Origin of the sequence: Cryobacterium sp. Hh11, from assembly GCF_004404045.1 — a bacterium.
In the GTDB taxonomy this organism is placed as follows: domain Bacteria; phylum Actinomycetota; class Actinomycetes; order Actinomycetales; family Microbacteriaceae; genus Cryobacterium; species Cryobacterium levicorallinum.
The window spans coordinates 172274-188979 of the sequence record NZ_SOHF01000025.1 but is presented as its reverse complement, the minus strand read 5'-3'; the positions used below and the strand labels follow the sequence as shown (position 1 = coordinate 188979).

The following is a 16706-nucleotide window of genomic DNA, read 5'->3' as shown; positions in this document are numbered from 1 at the left end:
CGACGCACCCTGCGGCACTGATTCGGTCGACCGGGCAACGGATATCGTTCATTCGTCGCCCGCTCGGCCCGAGCGCCGCGGCGACTCCTCGTTCATGGGACTGATCCCTTTCCTTGTCTTCATCGCATTTTTTCTGGGCGTGCCGGTCTTCGGCATCGTGCTGTCGGCGTTTCGAGTCGCCGACGTCAACGTCCCGGGAAGCTACGTGCCCAGCCTGGCCAACTTTGTGGCCAGTTTCCGGGGGGCGTCCTGGGAGGCAATGCAGAACAGCCTGCAGATTAGCCTGATAGCCGCACTGACTGGCGGCATTATCGGTCTGGCCCTCGCGCAGGCCATTCTCACTACGCGCTCCAAGAAACTCACCGCCGTGGTCACCGTGCTCACGAGCGTGCTGGCCAATTCCGGAGGCGTTCCGCTCGCGTTCTCCTTCATCGCGGCGGTCGGGAACGCCGGCATCATGACGGGGCTCCTGTCACTGACGGACCGGGGTTTCACCCTCTACAGCAGCGGCGGACTCATTCTGATGTATCAGTATTTTCTGATCCCGACCATGGTCATGGTTGTTTTGCCCACCCTGGCCGGCCTGCGCTTGGAGTGGAAAGAGGCGGCAGCCTCCGTCGGGGCAACCAGCTGGCACTTCTGGAAGAAGGTCGGCTTGCCGATCGCCACTCCGGCGATTCTGGCCGGATTTGTCCTTCTCTTTGGCGCGTCGTTCGCGACCCACGCCTCGGCCGCGGCCCTGATCGGAGGCGGCGGAGTACCCCTCATTACCCTCCGCATCGACAGTGGACTGGCCGGTGGCAACTTGGCCGGACAGGAGAATGTGGCTATGGCACTGGGTGTCAACATGATCATCGTGGCCCTGCTGGTCTTACTCGTCTACATGCCGCTGCAAAAACGGAGTCTGAGATGGTTCAAATGAAGCAGTCGACGCGTGCGGCGCGCGGCATCCGTATCGTGGCGCCGGGGCTCAGCTGGGCCTTGATCATCTTGGTGGCGCTCTACATTGCGGTGCCGATGCTCTGCGCTTTAGCCTTCAGCATCTACGTGCCCACCATCGGATTCACCTTTGAGCCGTATTTGGAATCGGTGCGTGACCCCGGATTTTTCGGTGCGCTTTCGCTGACGCTGCTCATAACCGTTCTGACCGTTTTCGGGCTGCTGGCCATTATGGTTCCGACCATGGTGTTTCTCCACCTGAAGGCGCCCCGGTGGCGCCCCATTATTGAGATCGTCTGCACGATCCCCCTCGTCGTACCGTCAATCGCTCTAGCGGCCGGATTGGTCACCGTGCTGCGCAGCATGGCCAGTTTCGGTCGCGGTTCCGTGCCGGCTCAGATCAGCCAGCTGCTGCAAAACCCCGACCTGCCCATCGTTCTGATCGGCAGCTACATCGTCTTAACCCTGCCATTCGTATTTCGATCGCTCGATGCTGGTCTGCGCACCATTGATCTGCGCACCCTCGTCGAGAGCGCACATTCACTCGGGGCGAGCGGCGCCACAGTGCTCCGGCGGGTCATCCTGCCCAACATTAAAGGGCCGGTCATCTTCTGTGTCTTCTTCTGCATCGCACTGTGCCTGGGCGAATTCACGATGGCGGTGACGCTTGGCTATCGAACTCTGCCGGTTTGGCTCACCCAAATTGCCGGATCCAATTTTCGCGCGTCCATTTCCATGTCCCTCCTCATTAACGCCCTCACCTGGGCACTGTTGATCGCCATGACCGTACTCGCCGGACGGGCAGCTCCCGCGCGCGCCCTGGCCTTGAAAGGACACGAATCGTGACGCTTACAGCAACAATCGCTCACCCCCGAAGTGCAACGGGGGCGCGTATCGAGTACACCTCGGTGAGCAAGAAATTTGGTGATACCACCGTGCTCACTGGCCTTGACCTCACTGTCGAACCCGGGGAATTTGTTGCACTGCTCGGCCCTTCTGGCTGCGGAAAAACAACAGCGCTGCGAATTCTTGCCGGGTTCGAGACCGCGTCGAGCGGTACTCTCACGGTGGACGGGCGCGATGTATTGCAGGTCCCGGCCCACCGTCGCGGCATTGGCATGGTGTTTCAGTCGTACAGTCTGTTTCCCAACCTCAGTGTGGCCGACAACGTATCGTTCGGACTCGTCGTGCGACGCGAAGGCAAGGCCAAGCGGGTAGCGAAACTGACCTCTTTGCTTGAGCTGGTCGGGCTGCCCGGTTTCGCAGATCGGTTTCCGGCCCAACTTTCCGGCGGACAACAACAGCGCGTCGCGCTCGCACGAGCGCTCGCCGTTGAGCCTCGGGTGCTGCTCTTGGATGAACCCCTGTCGGCTCTGGATGCCAGGGTGCGCGCCTCACTTCGGGAGGAGATTCGCAACCTGCAACTCCGGCTCGGGATCACGATGCTCTTCGTCACCCATGACCAGGATGAAGCGCTAGCGATGGCCGATCGGGTGGCGGTCATGCGGGGCGGTGGAATCGAACAGATTGACCAGCCGGGGGTTCTCTACGACCAACCGAGCACTGATTTCGTTGCTCGCTTCGTTGGTACGACGAACCAGCTCGCCGTCGCCCGCGGCGCGGCCGTCCCCGAGCTCTGGACGCCCCACCGTGATGGCGATCGTGATTTGCTCTATGTGCGGCCCGAATTGCTCATGCTGGAGGCGTCCGAGCGCGGATCTGCCCACATCATTTCCCACGTTTACCGCGGTGCGACTACTCGCATCACGGCCAAGATCGAGGGTGACATTAGTCACGGAAGTTCCGAGATCAAGGTCGACGTTCCCTCGGCTAGCGTAGCCAAATTAGCGATCGGCCTGAGAGTTCGGGTTCGACTTACGGGGCGCCCGGCGCTTCGGATGGAGGCATAAATGCAAGCCCAATTTCTCAACACCAGCATTGACGTGAGCGCGAGCTTGCTGCCGGGCGCAGCATCCGCGATCATTTTTGACTGCGACGGACTACTCGCGGACACCGAGGACCTCTGGTTGCGTGCCGTGGCTGCGTGCGCGAACGAGCGCGGCACAACCCTGACCGACCTGGCCGGTTTTCGTGGTGGCGCAATAGACGACGTGGCCGCGCAGCTCGTGACGATCCTCGCCGCTGCCGGGCTTCCGACCCCTTCGGTAAACAAATTGGAGGTGTCGCTGTCCGAAGAATTTCAATCCCTCATCGCCCAGGAGGCGACCCCGATGCCGGGAGCTGTGGCCCTGGTGAGTGAACTCGCGTCACGATTCCCCGTTGCGGTCGCGTCAAACAGTCCGCGTGCGCTGCTCGACCAGATTCTGGAACGTATCGGTGTGCGGGACTGGATCACGTGTTCCGTCGCCCGGGATGAGGTGTCGGCGGGCAAACCCGCTCCCGATCTGTACGTGGCTGCCCTCCGCAAACTGCACGAACTCGATCCATCGGTAACCGCCGAGACAGCCGTCGCCTTTGAAGACTCGGCGGTGGGGGCGTTGGCTGCCATGAGTGCCGGCCTGCTCGTTGTCGGCGTCAACGCTGACCCGAAAGTGGTCCTCGACTGCCACGTGCGGCACACCACTCTGCTCGAAGAAGAACTCGTCGATTGGGCCCGTATCTTGGAACGGGAGAAGCCCGTGCAGGTCGGTCCGTACACTCTCGTCGGGGGCTCCTTCGACGCGGCGACGTCGACTTTGACCGTGCAGTGCCAATATCCGGCCGAACAAACGGCGCGGGTGCAGGTTTATGCCCAGAGCGACTGTCTGTGGAACGAGCTGCCGGCAGGTCTACCCGTGGCATCGGCATCCGTGCCCAACGATAGGGAATCACTCTCAATAGATCTGGCCCACCTGCCCGACGCGACCTATCGTTTTCTGCTGGTGACGAATGGTTTAGTACCGGAATGGAATGGGCGGACCGGTGAATTCACCGTGCGGACAACCGGGCCAGTGGCGCAGTCCGCAGCTCCTCAGACAGCGGCGCCCGCTACGTTCACTCCGGAATCGCCGGAGCAGGGTGTGACCGCCATGACCTGGAATCTCTGGTTCGGCGGATGCCACTCCAACGACGGCCACGCCAAGCAGGTCGCGTACCTTCGGGAATCTTCCCACTCGATCGTGGCCCTGCAGGAGTCTTTCGGGGATCATGGCCGTCGGTTGGCGGCGGCGATGGGGTGGAATATCGCGCAACAGGGTCATGACACCGCGGTGATAAGTCCGTATCCACTGTCGCTTCATCAGACCGAGACCGATCCCTTCGCAACCTGTGCCACCGTTTTCACACCGACCGGCGCCGTCACGGTGTGGTCAGTGCACCTGTGGCACTCGGACTACGGACCCTATACGGCCGATGATGCGCGCATTCCTGCGCGCTATACCCTCGCCAGCCGGGGCGAACGCCGACGCACAGGCGAGCTCGCGAAAATCTTGTCTGAACAGGGCCGGCTCGAGCGCGAGGGCGTTGTGTCTGCACAGGATTCCATTCTCATCATGGGTGATTTCAACGTGCCCTCGCATCTGGACTGGAAGCCGGGACACCGCGCCAATACTGTCGAGTGGCCCACTTCACGCATGCTCGAGGTCGCGGGGTACGCCGATGCATTTCGAGTCGTTCATCCCAATGTTGGTGTCGCGCCCGGGCACACCTGGTCGCCGATCATCCCATCCGATGAGGAACCTCGGGACCGGATTGACTTCATCTTTAGCCGGGGTGCGCGCGCCTTAGCGGCCTATACCGTAGCCGGTGAGGCAGAGAGCGAAGCACCCCCAAAGCGCCTCATCGGTGAAAACCGCCAAGTTGGCCCGGGTGCGAGCGTTCTAGGCCACCACCTTGAGAATGCGTGGCCGACCGATCACGCAGCTGTCGTCGCCCGGTTGAACTGGAATTGACGGAGGTTCCTGGGCCGAGTCGGGACATCCGCCTCGCGGCGTGGTGTGCGCTGCTTTGCTGCCGACCGAAAAAGTAGTCCACAGCTGCGTTTAGAGTAAGTGCATGAGTGGAATGCACGGGGCCCCTGGCCACGGCCCGCGGCAGCAGGCGGGGGTGGAGCGCCCCCGCAAGCGAGTCAGCGGAGCGGACACCGCGGCGCAGCGCGCCGAGAACGCGCTCGCCCCGCGCATCCCGCACCTGCTCGCCCGCATCACCGATCTGTTCGCGCCGCACCGCAACACCCTCATCGTCACGGTCGTACTCGTTCTGATCAGCGCAGCCCTCTCGGTCGTGCCGCCGCTGCTCACCCAGCGGGCTTTCGACGACGGCCTCTTTCCGCCCGGCGACACCCCGAACCTCTCGGTGCTTGGCGTTCTCGTTGCGCTGATGCTCGGCGTTTTTCTGGTCAGCGCGCTGCTCGGCGTCTGGCAAACCTGGCTCACCGCGAGCGTCGGCAACAAGGTGATGGGCGCCCTGCGGGTGCGACTGTTCACGCACCTGCAGGCTATGGAACTGAGCTTCTTCACCAAGACCAAGACCGGTGTGATTCAGTCGCGGCTGCAAAACGATGTCGGCGGTGTTGCGACGGTGCTGACCAACACGATTTCCAGCATCCTGGGCAACACGGTCACGGTGATCGCGGCTTTCGTAGCGATGCTGCTGCTCAACTGGCAGCTGACCATCGTGGCGGTCGTGCTGATGCCGGTTCTGGTATTCGCCCAGCGCCGGGTCGGGCAGGTGCGGGCGCGCATCGCCGGAAAGACCCAGGAGTCGCTCTCGGACATGACCGCGATCACCCAGGAGACGCTGAGCGTGTCGGGCATTCTGCTGTCGAAGAGCTTCACCCGGCAGCAGAACGAGATCGATCGGTATGCGCAGGAGAACCGCAACCAGGTGCGGCTGCAGGTGAGTCAGCAGATGAGCGGCCAGTGGTTCTTCGCCACGGTGAGCGTGTTCCTGTCGGCGATTCCCGCGATCGTCTACCTCGTGGCCGGCGCGCTGGTGTTCAACGGAACGACCGAGATCACCCCCGGAACGATCGTGGCCTTCACGACCGTGCAGTCCCGGCTGATCTTTCCACTGCTCGGACTCATGCGGGTCGCCCTCGACCTGCAAACCTCATCAGCGCTGTTTGCGCGCATCTTTGAATACCTCGACCTGAAGCCGGCGATCAGTGACAAGCCCGACGCGGTGCTCGTGCCGACGGCCGGCACCGATCGGGGCCGGGTCGAGTTCGACCGGGTGCGGTTTGCCTACCCGGATGCCGGCGGCGACGCCCGACCGACCCTCGACGATGTGTCCCTGACAATCGAGCCGGGCCAGTTCGCGGCCTTTGTCGGGCCGTCCGGAGCCGGAAAGACCACCGTTTCATACCTTATTCCGCGCTTTTACGAGGTCTCGGCCGGCCGGGTACTGTTCTCCGGGGTCGACGTGCGGGACCTGCAGCAGGAGTCACTCGTATCGCACATCGGCATCGTCAGTCAGGAAACCTACCTGTTTCACGCGACTATCGCCGAGAACCTGCGTTACGCGAAACCCGAGGCAACGGATGCCGAGCTGATCGCGGCGGCGCGCGCCGCCAACATCCACGACACGATCGACTCCTTTCCGGCGAAGTACGACACCATGGTGGGGGAGCGCGGCTACCGGCTGTCCGGCGGCGAGAAGCAGCGCATCGCTATTGCCCGGGTGCTGCTGAAGGACCCGCCGGTACTCATTCTTGACGAGGCCACGAGCGCGCTCGACTCCATTTCGGAGAGCGTCGTGCAGGCCGCGCTCGACACGGCCAGTCATGGCCGCACGACCATCGCGATCGCCCACCGCCTGTCGACGATCGTCGACGCCGACGTGATCTTCGTCGTCGACGCCGGCCGCATCGTCGAGCGTGGCACCCACGCCGAGCTGCTGGCCCGAGGCGCCGTCTACGCGTCTCTCTACGCCCGCCAAATCACGTCCAGCCCCAGCTCCTAAACTTCCCGGGCCCGGGCCGGGGAAGGGGGCCCACGATAGATCATGGGCCCGGTTCCCGAGGGTGGGCCCGGTTCCCGAGGGTGGGCCCGGTTCCCGAGGGTGGGCCCGGTTCCCGAGGGTGGGCCCGACCCGCACGGTGCCACGGGATCTGCGTTCACCTTCGCGTCGACGGGGCACCGTTTTCTGTTTACCTTCGGGCAATGTGCTGGTCACCCGCATTTTGGAAGATCGGTGTGCCCCAGATTGGGGCTTACTCATCGCCCAAATAGCAGACGGACAGTAATGAAAAAAACTCGGCTCCTTGCCGCCACAGCCGTAGCATCAGTCGCGATCCTGGCCTTAGCCGGATGCGTGCAGAGCAGCGCCGCAACATCGCTGGACACCGATGGGTCGGCCGATCAGGCCCTCACGGTACTCATCAGTGGCGGTGAAAACATCCAGGCGCTGTGGGAAGATCACCTCATTCCCGCCTTCGAAGAGGAGAACCCCGGTTACACCGTCGCGGTCAACCTCGATCTGCACGGCGAGCACGATGCCCAGACGATGGCCAAGCTGACGAGTGCCACGCAGCAGGAAAAGGACCCGGGCTTCGACCTCGTTGACGGCGGATTCGTGCCCATGGCCGCCGAGGCCGGCCTGCTGACGCCGATGACCGCGGACGAAATTCCTGCCTTCAATGACATTCCGGGTGACGTCGTCGAGGCCGGCGGTGCCGGCGGGATCGCCTACCGCGGCTCCGTCGTTCTGCTGGCATACGACACCGCCACCATCCCGACACCGCCGAAGACCCTCGACGAGCTGCTGGCATGGATTGAGGCGAACCCGGGCGAATTCACCTACAACTCCCCGAAGTCCGGCGGTTCCGGCTCGGCCTTCGTCGCGACGGTCCTCGACAAGTACGTCTCTGAGGATGCCCGCGCAAAAATGACCGTCGGCTACGAGAAGGAACTGGAAAGCGAGTGGACCGAAGGGTTCGAAACACTCCGCAGCCTGAACCCGTACATCTACCAGAATGGTTTCTACCCCAACGGCAACCAGCAGACGCTGGACCTGCTGGCGAGCGGTGAAATCTCGATGGCGCCGGTCTGGTCCGACATGTTCATCTCCGGCAAGAAGAACGGCGCGATCGGCGAGTCCGTGAACTACACGCAGATCGCCGACCCGTCCTTCACCGGAAGCGCGGCCTACCTCGGCGTTCCGGCTGCCAGCCCCCGCCAGGAGGGTGCGCTCAAGCTCGCCAACTTCGTCCTGACCCCCGACGCTCAGGAAATGATCGTGAACGAGATCGCCGGCTTCCCGGCAATCAGCCTCGACCTGCTTTCGGCCGACATTCAGAACGAGTTCGAGGACGCCGACACCGGCAACCTGCGCAAGGGGTATTTCTCTCAGATGGGCAGTGACTTGAGCAACCTGTGGGATCAGGAAGTTCCGGGACAGTGACTCTCGCCCCGACCAGGGGCTCAAAGCGACGCGCCATAGCCACCCCGGCTGTGGCGCGTCGCCGGTTGGGCTTCTTCCTTGCCCTCCCCCCGATCATTTTGATTCTGCTGTTCGTGGGATTCCCGATCGTCCTGGCATTTGCGTTCAGCATCGGCCTGACCGGTGGCCTGAACCACGTGATCGCCTCGATCGGCCTGAACGTGCACGAAGCCGAGAACTGGTGGGGAACACCGGCGGCCTATATTGAGGTGCTCTCGAACTCCCGCATCCTGCGCGACCTCTCGGTCACCGTCGGCGTGACAGCGCTCAGCACGGTCATCGTCATTTTTCTGGCCCTGGGCATCGGGCTGTTCCTCAAGCTCCGTGACGGACGGATGGCCCGGCTGCTGTCCGGTCTGGCGATCATCCCGCTGTTTATACCGGTGGTCATCGCCTCCTGGGCAATCGTCACGTTCTACTCCGGTGACGGCTTCGTGCGCAGCGTCTTTGCGCAGTTCGGTGTCGAGGCACCGGTGTGGGCCTTCACCATGGTCGCCGTAGTGATCGGATCGGTGTGGACCTCGCTGCCGTTCGCGGTACTCATGATCACCTCCGGCCTGCAGGCCATTCCCAACGCCATGATCGAAGCGGCGCGGGACGCCGGTGCCGGGTTTCTGCGCATTGTCGTATCCATTCTCATTCCCATGGCCTTCGTGCCGATCCTGATCGCGGTCACGTTCACCGCGATCGGCGTGGTCGGCTCCTTCACGGTGCCGTACTTCACCGGGCCCAATGCGCCCAACATGCTCGGCGTGAGCATGTCCAACTATTTCTCGGCCTTCAACCAGCCGCAGCAATCCGTCGTGATGGCCTTCATCGTCTTTGTGATCGCATCCGGTATCGCTGCAGCGTATGTCTGGGCCAACTTTCGATCAGCAAAGGATCAGGGAAAAGTCTGATGACGATGATCACCAAGCGCGCGCGCCAGGACGCAGCGCGGCTCAACTTCAGCGGTCCGCTCAGCGGGCTCTTTTTCGTCCTCATGGTCGTTTTCATTCTCGGCCCGCTGGCCTGGCTGGGCATTCGAGCATTTGCCGAATCCTGGACCTTCCCCAACCTCGGCCCGGACGGCTGGACCCTGCGCTGGTGGAGCGTGGTGCTCGGCGACGAAACGCTCGGCCGTGCGGTGCAGAATTCGCTCGCGCTCGCCGCGTTGACCGTGCTGGTGTCGGCCTGCATCTGTCTGCCGGCCGCGTATGCTTTCGCGCGCTACGAATTCTGGGGTCGGCGAACCTTTCTGATCGGGCTGTTCGCCCTCAACGCCTTCCCGAAAATGGGTCTATACGTCACCATCGCCTCGCTGTTTTACGCGTTCAACCTAATGAGCACCGTGCTGGGCGTGTTGATAGTGCACGTTTTGGGAACCGTAGTGTTCATGACCTGGATTCCTGCGGCCGCCTTCGCCGCGGTGCCACGCAGCCTCGAGGAAGCGGCGCGCGATGCCGGGGCCTCGAAGCTGCGAGTGTTCCTCAGCGTGACCTTCCCACTGGCCCTGCCCGGAATTTTGGTGGCCGCGGTGATGTCGTTTCTGGCGTCGTTCGACGAGGCGCAGGGGACCTATCTCATTGGCGCACCCGACATTATGACCATGCCAACGCAGATGTACACCCTCGTGCTCAACTACCCGAATCAGGTGGCGGCTGTGTTCTCCATTCTGCTGGCCATCCCCTCGGTCGCCCTGCTGCTGGCGGCGCACAAACACATCGTCGGCGGCACGCTCGCCGAGGGATTCCAAATCAAATAGCTCCGCTCCGGCAATCGCAAGAAGTGTAGAGAAGACCATGACTTTGATCGAAGAAATACATTCCACGACACCCACACACCCTGAAACGGATGCCGGCGGCTCGCGCGGTCTGCGCGTGCGCGGCCTCCACAAGGTGCTCGGCGGTCGCACCATCATCGACAATCTCGACCTGACCGTGCAGGACGGGGAGCTGGTCTCCCTGCTTGGCCCCTCCGGCTGTGGAAAAACCACGACCCTGCGCATGATCGCCGGATTCCTCGCGCCCGACGCCGGCTCGATCCAGGTGCACGACCGCGAGGTGTCGGCCCTCGGTGCCGAGAAACGGCCCAGTGCCATGGTGTTTCAGAACTATGCGCTGTGGCCGCACATGACGGTCGTGAAGAACGTCGGCTTCCCCCTCAAACTGCGTCGACTCGGCAAAAAGGAGATCGAGCAGCGAGTGGATGCTGCCCTCGCGCTGGTCAACCTGCTGCACCACAAAAACTCACGGCCGGCCCGCATCTCCGGGGGTGAGCAGCAGCGCGTTGCCCTGGCGCGCGCCCTGGTGCAGGAGCCGGAGCTGCTGTTGTTGGACGAACCGCTCAGCAACCTGGACGCGAAGCTGCGCGTGAAAGTGCGTGAGGACATCCGTGAAATTCAGCAGCGCCTGGGCATCACGACGCTGATCGTGACGCACGACCAGGAGGAGGCGATGTCGATGTCCGATCGAATCGCCGTGATGAACGCCGGAAAGATTGAGCAGTTCAGCCGGCCGGCCGAGCTGTATTCCCGGCCGGAAACCGAATTCGTCGCCACCTTTATCGGCAGCCTGAACCGGATCGAAGGTTCGCTGGTGAACGGCGCCATCGTGCCCGGTGACGACGTCATCGGCATTCGCCCGGAAGACGTCGTGTTCACCCTGCACGCATCATTCGATGCACGCCCGGCTGTCGTCGAGCGCGTCGTGCCCCACGGGCATTTTCACGAAATCTACCTGAAGCGCGATGACGCCACTCTTCGCTCCTTCGCCTCCGGGCTGCCACCGGCGCCCGGCGATCGCGGTCACGCCGCCATCCAGAAGGCGCTTACCTTTCGGCAGGGCCGGCTCGTCACGACCGCCGGGGTGGTGGCATGAGCGCGCCCAGCGCGGCCGCCCAGCGGGTCGCCGCTGTCACCGCTCACCGCGGGGATTCCCAGAATTTTCGGGAGAATACCCTCGCAGCGATTCGATCGGCGATTGCGGCGGGGGCGGACTACGTCGAGGTCGACGTTCGGGTCACCCGTGACGGCCAGGTGGTGTTGCTGCACGATGCGAGCCTCCTTCGGTTGTGGGGCTTCGACGCCGCCATCTCGGACCTGACCTACGCGCAGGTCGCCCTGTTGGGCGGCGACGATCTTCGTGTCCCGTTGTTGCGAGACGCGCTGAAGCTGTTCGAAGATTCCCCAGCTCTGCTGCTTATCGACATGGACGAGGAAGCGCCGGCCGCACCGGCTTTTGACGTAGTGCGAGAAAGCGGCCTGGACGTCGCGTGGTGTGGAAGTTTGGCCGGGATGCGGCGCATCCGTTCTCTGGATGCTGCGGCTAGCATCTGGCTGCCGTGGGACCGGCGCGAGGCGCCACCGCTTGAGTTGCTCGATGAGCTCCGGCCGGATTTTGTGAACGCAGAGTATGTCGTGCTCAGCCAAAAGCTCGTGGACGACATTCATGCTCTGGGCTTGCGGGTCGCCTGCTGGACGGTCGATAGCGCCGCGATCATGCGGTGGGTGCTCGCGCTGGGCGTGGATTCCGTGACCTCCAATCGGTTGGCTCTGCTCGCCGAGACCGTGCGCGAGGCCGTCGGGCCTGAGCCGGCGGCTTTCTCTGCGGTTTCGGCGTTTTCGGCGGACGAGCTGCGCGAGGCCAGTGCGATTGCCCGGGAACTCGCGATCTGGGCGCAGGACTACAGCCGATCCGCCGACAAGGGAACAATTTCGACCAAGGCGAACCCCGGCGACCTCGTGACCGAGGTGGACGTTGCCGTCGAGGCCCATGTTCGCGCGCGGATTGCTGCCAAGTTTCCCGGCCACAACTTCGTCGGCGAAGAAATGGGCGGCGAGGCGCAGGCCGGTGTGCCGTGCTGGTACCTCGACCCGGTCGACGGCACGACAAACTACGCCAACCTGATTCCATGGACGTCGTTTTCACTCGCCCTGGCGGTGGATCACGTTCCCTACGTCGCCGTCGTGTCCGAACCCTGGCGCGGCGACCTGTTCGAAGCGGTGGCCGGGCAGGGCGCCCGGCTCAATGGCGCTGCCCTGGCGCTGCCCCGAGCCGGCGAGGGACCACTGTCGCTGGCCGGACGGGTCGTAAACACGGAACTCGCCGGGCACCTGCCGTGGCCGGGCATGATCGAACTCCTGACCGCGCTGGGCGAGCGGTTCAGCATCATGCGGGTGATGGGCTCAGCCACGTTGACCGTCGTGGGAATCGCCGCCGGACGGGGAGCAGCCTCGGTGATCGGCCAATTCAGCGCCGTCGACCATCTGGCCGGCACCCTGATCGTGCAGGAGGCCGGTGGCGTCGTGCTTGACGAAGACGGGATTCCGAACGCGTTTCCTCGGCGCGGCGGCATCGTGGTGGCCGCCCCCGAGGCCGCGACGGAAGTGTATGGCCTGTGGCGCGCCGCCGTGCGCGCGAGCTGATGCCCACACTCGACGCACTCGACGGCCTCGACCGGCAGACGCCCTGGCACCTGGTCGATCGGTTACCGCTCGACTTTGCCACCTTCCACCCGCAGGGGCTGGCCTTCGCCGCGGGACTCACCTTTCTGTCTTCGGTGGAGATTCAGGCCGAAACCCGTGGAGTGGGTCACATGTTCATCATCGACGAGCGCGGAGCGCTGCAGCGGGATGTGATCGTGGGCGACGGCGAGATGTACCACCCGGGCGGCATCGACTTCGACGGCAGTTCGGTATGGGTGTCGGTGGCGCAGTACCGCCCGGGCGGCCAGAGCATGATTATGACGATCGACCCGGCGTCCGGCGAGGTTCGGGAGCGCTTTCGGGTCGCCGACCACGTGAGCTGGGTGGTCTGCGACCGGGTGAATGGCCTCGTGCACGGCGCCAGCTGGGGCTCACGGTTCTTCTACACCTGGACTGTTGCTGGGGCGTTGGTCGCGTATTGGCCGAATCCGAGCGGGTTCATCGACTACCAGGACTGCCGCTTTCTCGGTGAGGGTCTCATCGCCGCGAGCGGAATCGCGGTGCTGAGCGGGGCATCCGGAGCCTTTGAGCTGGGCGGGTTGGCACTCATCGATACCGCACAGCGCACGATCGCTCGGGAATTTCCGATCGGCCTGTACTCGACGGCCGGGCACACGGTCACTCGAAACCCGTTCTCGATCTCGCTCGACTCGGGCTGCGTGACGATTCGGGTGGCCCCCGACGACGACGACGAAGGCAACGGCACCGAAATTCTGACCTATCGCGCCACCCCCTGACGCCATCGTGCACGGGGCCCGGACCCGGAACGTGGGCCCAGTTCATAGACTGGGCCCCGGTTCATAGGGTGGCCCCGGCGCCCGGCGCCCGTCGCACGGAGGCGCACCGACGGCCCGGCGCGCACCGGGGAGGGCTACGAACGGTGGGCGAGCATCCCGGTCATCAGATCGATCTCGGACTTCTGGCTGGCCACGACGGCGGTCGCGAGCGCCAGCACGGTCGCGTTCGTGCTGCGGTCCAGCACCGCCTCAGCCATCTCGATCGCACCCTGATGATGGGCGATCATGATGACCAGAAACTCGCGTTCAGCTTCAACGCCGGATGCCGCGGTGAGCGCCGCAATCTGTGCGGGCGTAGCGAGCCCCGGCATTGGGTCGCCGGCGACGTGCACGGCGTCGGAACCGGCCGTGTGCGGTCCGTCGTGGGTCTCGCCGGAGAGCCCGGGTCGGGTCATCCAGGTCATCGACGGCTCCGGGGCGAATTGCGGCAGCCCCCACACGGCGAGCCAGCCCGACATCTGCCCGCTCTGCTTGGCCTGCGTCGTGGCGATGTCGTAGGCGAGCAGCCGCACCGGTTCATCATCGGTCCGATCGCGGATGATCAGGGCGAGTTCGACCCCCTGGTTGTGGTGCTCCTGCATATCCCGCGCGAAGCCGGCCTCGGCGCTCGTCGTCTCGGGCGTCGCGTCGACGATCGTGCTCAATCTGCCGATTGAGAAAGCCACGGCTCCGACTACGAGCGCCGTCACCAGAACGGATGCCGCGATCGCACGAATCAGGGTGCGGCGCGGTCGCGACGGTGGGGCATCCGCTGGTCGCGCAGGCATTATGGGCTGCACGCTGTCCCGTGCTCTAGGAAACCTTGCCGGGGGCGTCGATTGCGCCCGAGCAGGAGGCGCCGTCTTCGGGCACGTTCGTGCTCTTCCAGAATTCGGTGAAGAATTCACCGATGCGGGGGTCGTCGGCACTGTCGATCTGCAGCTGAGAATTCCAGCCGCTGAGCACGATCGGCGCCGGAATCCCGTCGAAGGGCGAGAGAACCACATAGGTGGAAGGAAGTTCGGCCTTGAGCGTGTCCAGCTCCGCGTCGGAGATCGACGGGTCATAGGTAACCCAGATTGCGCCGTGCTCGAGCGAGTGCACGGCGTTCTCGCTCGGAACCACCTGGTCGTACACGCCGCAATTGAGCCAGGCCGGGGCGTGTTCGCCACCGGCGGGCGGCGTCTGCTCGTAGGTCACCGCCGTTTCGACGTGTCCGGCCGTGTTAGTGAAGGTCTCCACGCCGTCGATCGTCGACGCATCGCCGGCGCCGCCGCCCGCGTAGTTCGCCGCTTTCGGGGCGAGCGCAAAAGTGGCCACCAAGAGGGCGATGACAGCGACCGCGGCGACCGAGCCACCGATGATGCCGATCCGTCGGTTGCGCTTGCTGCGCTTCTGCTGGCGGTGATATTCCTCCAGCTTCTTCGCGCGCTTCGCAGCACGCTCTTCCTTGATCGACGCTTTATTGACTGGGGATCCGGGCTGGGGGGTCACGACGGCCTCTCTGTGGGAACTACTTCCAATTGAACGTACCAGTCGCCCCTGCAGCTTCCCTCTGATCTCGCTCTCACAGACATTTCTCAGGCTGGTCGCCAGGTCTCGCCGCCCGTTAGAGTGGAGGAGTGCCCGTTCACTCGTCGTGTTGCTGCTGTCGCTAGCCGACCCTCCACGAACGCGCCCGGCCACCGTCCGGAACGCGCCGCGCCGGTGCAACCCGAGGCCGCGCCTGCCCACTGGCGTGCGGCTCGACAGAAGGAATTCCCATGAAAATCGCTAACACCATTCTCGACCTCATCGGTGACACGCCGCTGGTCAAACTCCACAAGGTCACCGCGGGATTGACCGCGACGGTGCTGGTGAAGCTGGAATATCTCAACCCGGGCGGCTCGGCGAAGGACCGTATCGCGGTGCGCATTATCGACGCGGCCGAGCGCGATGGACTCTTGAAACCCGGCGGTACGATCGTCGAACCCACCTCCGGCAACACCGGGGTGGGCCTGGCCCTGGTGGCGCAGCAGCGCGGCTACAAGTGTGTGTTCGTATTGCCGGACAAGGTCGGCGAGGACAAACGCAACGTCCTCACGGCATACGGCGCCGAGATCGTGGTGACGCCGACATCCGTTTCACCGGAGGACCCCGAATCGTATTACAGCGTCTCGGACCGGCTGGCCAGGGACATTCCGGGTGCGTTCAAGCCCAACCAATACTTCAACCCGAACGGCCCGCTCAGTCACTACGAGACCACCGGCCCCGAGATCTGGCGCGACACCGACGGCACGGTCACGCACTTCGTCGCCGGAGTCGGCACCGGCGGCACCATCACCGGAACCGGCCGCTACCTACGGGAGGTGTCGAACGACGCCGTGCGCATCATCGGAGCGGACCCTGAAGGTTCGGTCTACTCCGGCGGCACCGGCCGGCCCTACCTGGTTGAGGGTGTTGGTGAGGACTTTTGGCCGGGCGCCTATGATCCCGCCGTCGTGCACGAGGTCATCGCCGTCTCCGACGCCGACTCCTTCGCGATGACCCGGCGGCTCGCGCTCGAAGAGGGAATTTTGGTCGGCGGCTCGAGCGGAATGGCCGTCGTTGCCGCCCTGCGTGCAGCCGAAAAGCTCGGACCCGACGACACCATCGTGGTCCTGCTGCCCGACGGCGGTCGCGGTTATCTCGGCAAGATCTTCAACGATAAGTGGATGCGCAGCTACGGTTTCAGCGCAGCCCCCGCCGGTCACACGGTCGCCAATTTGCTCGAATCGAAGACCGGGCGACTGCCGGCTCTGGTCTATGTGCACCCGAGCGACACCGTGCGTGACGCCATCGAAACCATGACCAGCCAGGGTGTGTCGCAGCTGCTCGTACTGAGCGCCAAGCCGCCCGTCGTCATGGGGGAGGTGCTTGGCTCGGTCGATGAGCGAGCTCTGATGGACCGGGTCTTCTCCGGCGACGCGCAGCTGACCGACCGGATCGGGGCGATCGTGGGCGTGCCGCTGCCACTGATCGGCGTCAACGAGCCCGTCGCTGCCGCCCGCGCCGCCTTCGCCACTCACGACGCGCTGCTCGTGACCGACGGCGGCAAACCACTCGGCGTCATCACCCGGCACGACCTGCTCAGCTACCTGAGCGTCTAATCATTTCTACACAGGGAG

At 64.1% G+C, this 16706-nt stretch carries 14 protein-coding genes; 12 read left to right on the top strand and 2 right to left on the bottom strand.

Translation table 11 applies throughout. The features are described from left to right. Positions 1–94: 94 nt before the first annotated feature. The 11 genes from E3T46_RS11985 to E3T46_RS11935 all read left to right on the top strand — a co-directional run bounded on the left by E3T46_RS11985 (position 95) and on the right by E3T46_RS11935 (position 13521). A complete protein-coding gene (locus E3T46_RS11985; RefSeq protein WP_134578715.1) occupies positions 95–922 on the top strand; it encodes an ABC transporter permease subunit in 828 nt (275 codons plus the stop codon). Further along, positions 919–1785, top strand: a complete 867-nt coding sequence (locus E3T46_RS11980; RefSeq protein ID WP_166790264.1) for an ABC transporter permease subunit — start codon at positions 919–921, stop codon at positions 1783–1785. Before E3T46_RS11985 ends, E3T46_RS11980 begins: the two co-directional genes overlap by 4 nt. Before the next feature lie 62 nt (positions 1786–1847). Continuing rightward, entirely contained in the window at positions 1848–2849 is a 1002-nt protein-coding gene (locus tag E3T46_RS11975; RefSeq protein ID WP_241980686.1) for an ABC transporter ATP-binding protein, read from the top strand. Next, positions 2850–4829: an HAD-IA family hydrolase gene (locus E3T46_RS11970; protein ID WP_134578712.1), complete on the top strand. Its 1980-nt coding sequence runs from the start codon at positions 2850–2852 to the stop codon at positions 4827–4829. A 112-nt stretch (positions 4830–4941) separates the two neighbouring features. Next, the gene (locus tag E3T46_RS11965; RefSeq protein WP_134578793.1) at positions 4942–6840 is read left to right on the top strand and encodes an ABC transporter ATP-binding protein; all 1899 of its coding nucleotides are present in this window, start codon (positions 4942–4944) and stop codon (positions 6838–6840) included. Positions 6841–7122: 282 nt separating this feature from the next. After that, the gene (locus E3T46_RS11960; protein ID WP_134578711.1) at positions 7123–8280 is read left to right on the top strand and encodes an extracellular solute-binding protein; all 1158 of its coding nucleotides are present in this window, start codon (positions 7123–7125) and stop codon (positions 8278–8280) included. A 50-nt stretch (positions 8281–8330) separates the two neighbouring features. Next, positions 8331–9218, top strand: coding sequence for an ABC transporter permease subunit (locus E3T46_RS11955; protein ID WP_134471580.1), 888 nt, complete (start codon positions 8331–8333; stop codon positions 9216–9218). Next, positions 9218–10063 (top strand): ABC transporter permease subunit, encoded by an 846-nt coding sequence (locus E3T46_RS11950; protein WP_241978819.1) that lies wholly within the window; start codon positions 9218–9220, stop codon positions 10061–10063. Before E3T46_RS11955 ends, E3T46_RS11950 begins: the two co-directional genes overlap by 1 nt. Before the next feature lie 37 nt (positions 10064–10100). Beyond that, positions 10101–11177, top strand: a complete 1077-nt coding sequence (locus E3T46_RS11945; RefSeq protein WP_134578710.1) for an ABC transporter ATP-binding protein — start codon at positions 10101–10103, stop codon at positions 11175–11177. Next, positions 11174–12724: an inositol monophosphatase family protein gene (locus E3T46_RS11940; protein ID WP_134578709.1), complete on the top strand. Its 1551-nt coding sequence runs from the start codon at positions 11174–11176 to the stop codon at positions 12722–12724. Before E3T46_RS11945 ends, E3T46_RS11940 begins: the two co-directional genes overlap by 4 nt. After that, positions 12724–13521, top strand: coding sequence for a DUF6454 family protein (locus tag E3T46_RS11935; protein WP_134578708.1), 798 nt, complete (start codon positions 12724–12726; stop codon positions 13519–13521). Before E3T46_RS11940 ends, E3T46_RS11935 begins: the two co-directional genes overlap by 1 nt. A 134-nt stretch (positions 13522–13655) precedes the next feature. Here E3T46_RS11935 and E3T46_RS11930 read toward each other — a convergent pair whose 3' ends face one another. Together E3T46_RS11930 and E3T46_RS11925 are read right to left on the bottom strand one after the other, a co-directional pair. Next, on the bottom strand, positions 13656–14348 hold the full coding sequence (locus E3T46_RS11930) for a DUF305 domain-containing protein (RefSeq protein WP_134578707.1): 693 nt from the start codon (positions 14346–14348) through the stop codon (positions 13656–13658). 25 nt (positions 14349–14373) lie between these two features. Continuing rightward, positions 14374–15054, bottom strand: a complete 681-nt coding sequence (locus E3T46_RS11925; RefSeq protein WP_134444088.1) for a DUF3105 domain-containing protein — start codon at positions 15052–15054, stop codon at positions 14374–14376. Between the two features lie 269 nt (positions 15055–15323). On the opposite strand from E3T46_RS11925, the gene E3T46_RS11920 reads away from it, so the two are divergent. After that, on the top strand, positions 15324–16688 hold the full coding sequence (locus E3T46_RS11920) for a cystathionine beta-synthase (RefSeq protein WP_134444087.1): 1365 nt from the start codon (positions 15324–15326) through the stop codon (positions 16686–16688). Positions 16689–16706: the final 18 nt, after the last annotated feature.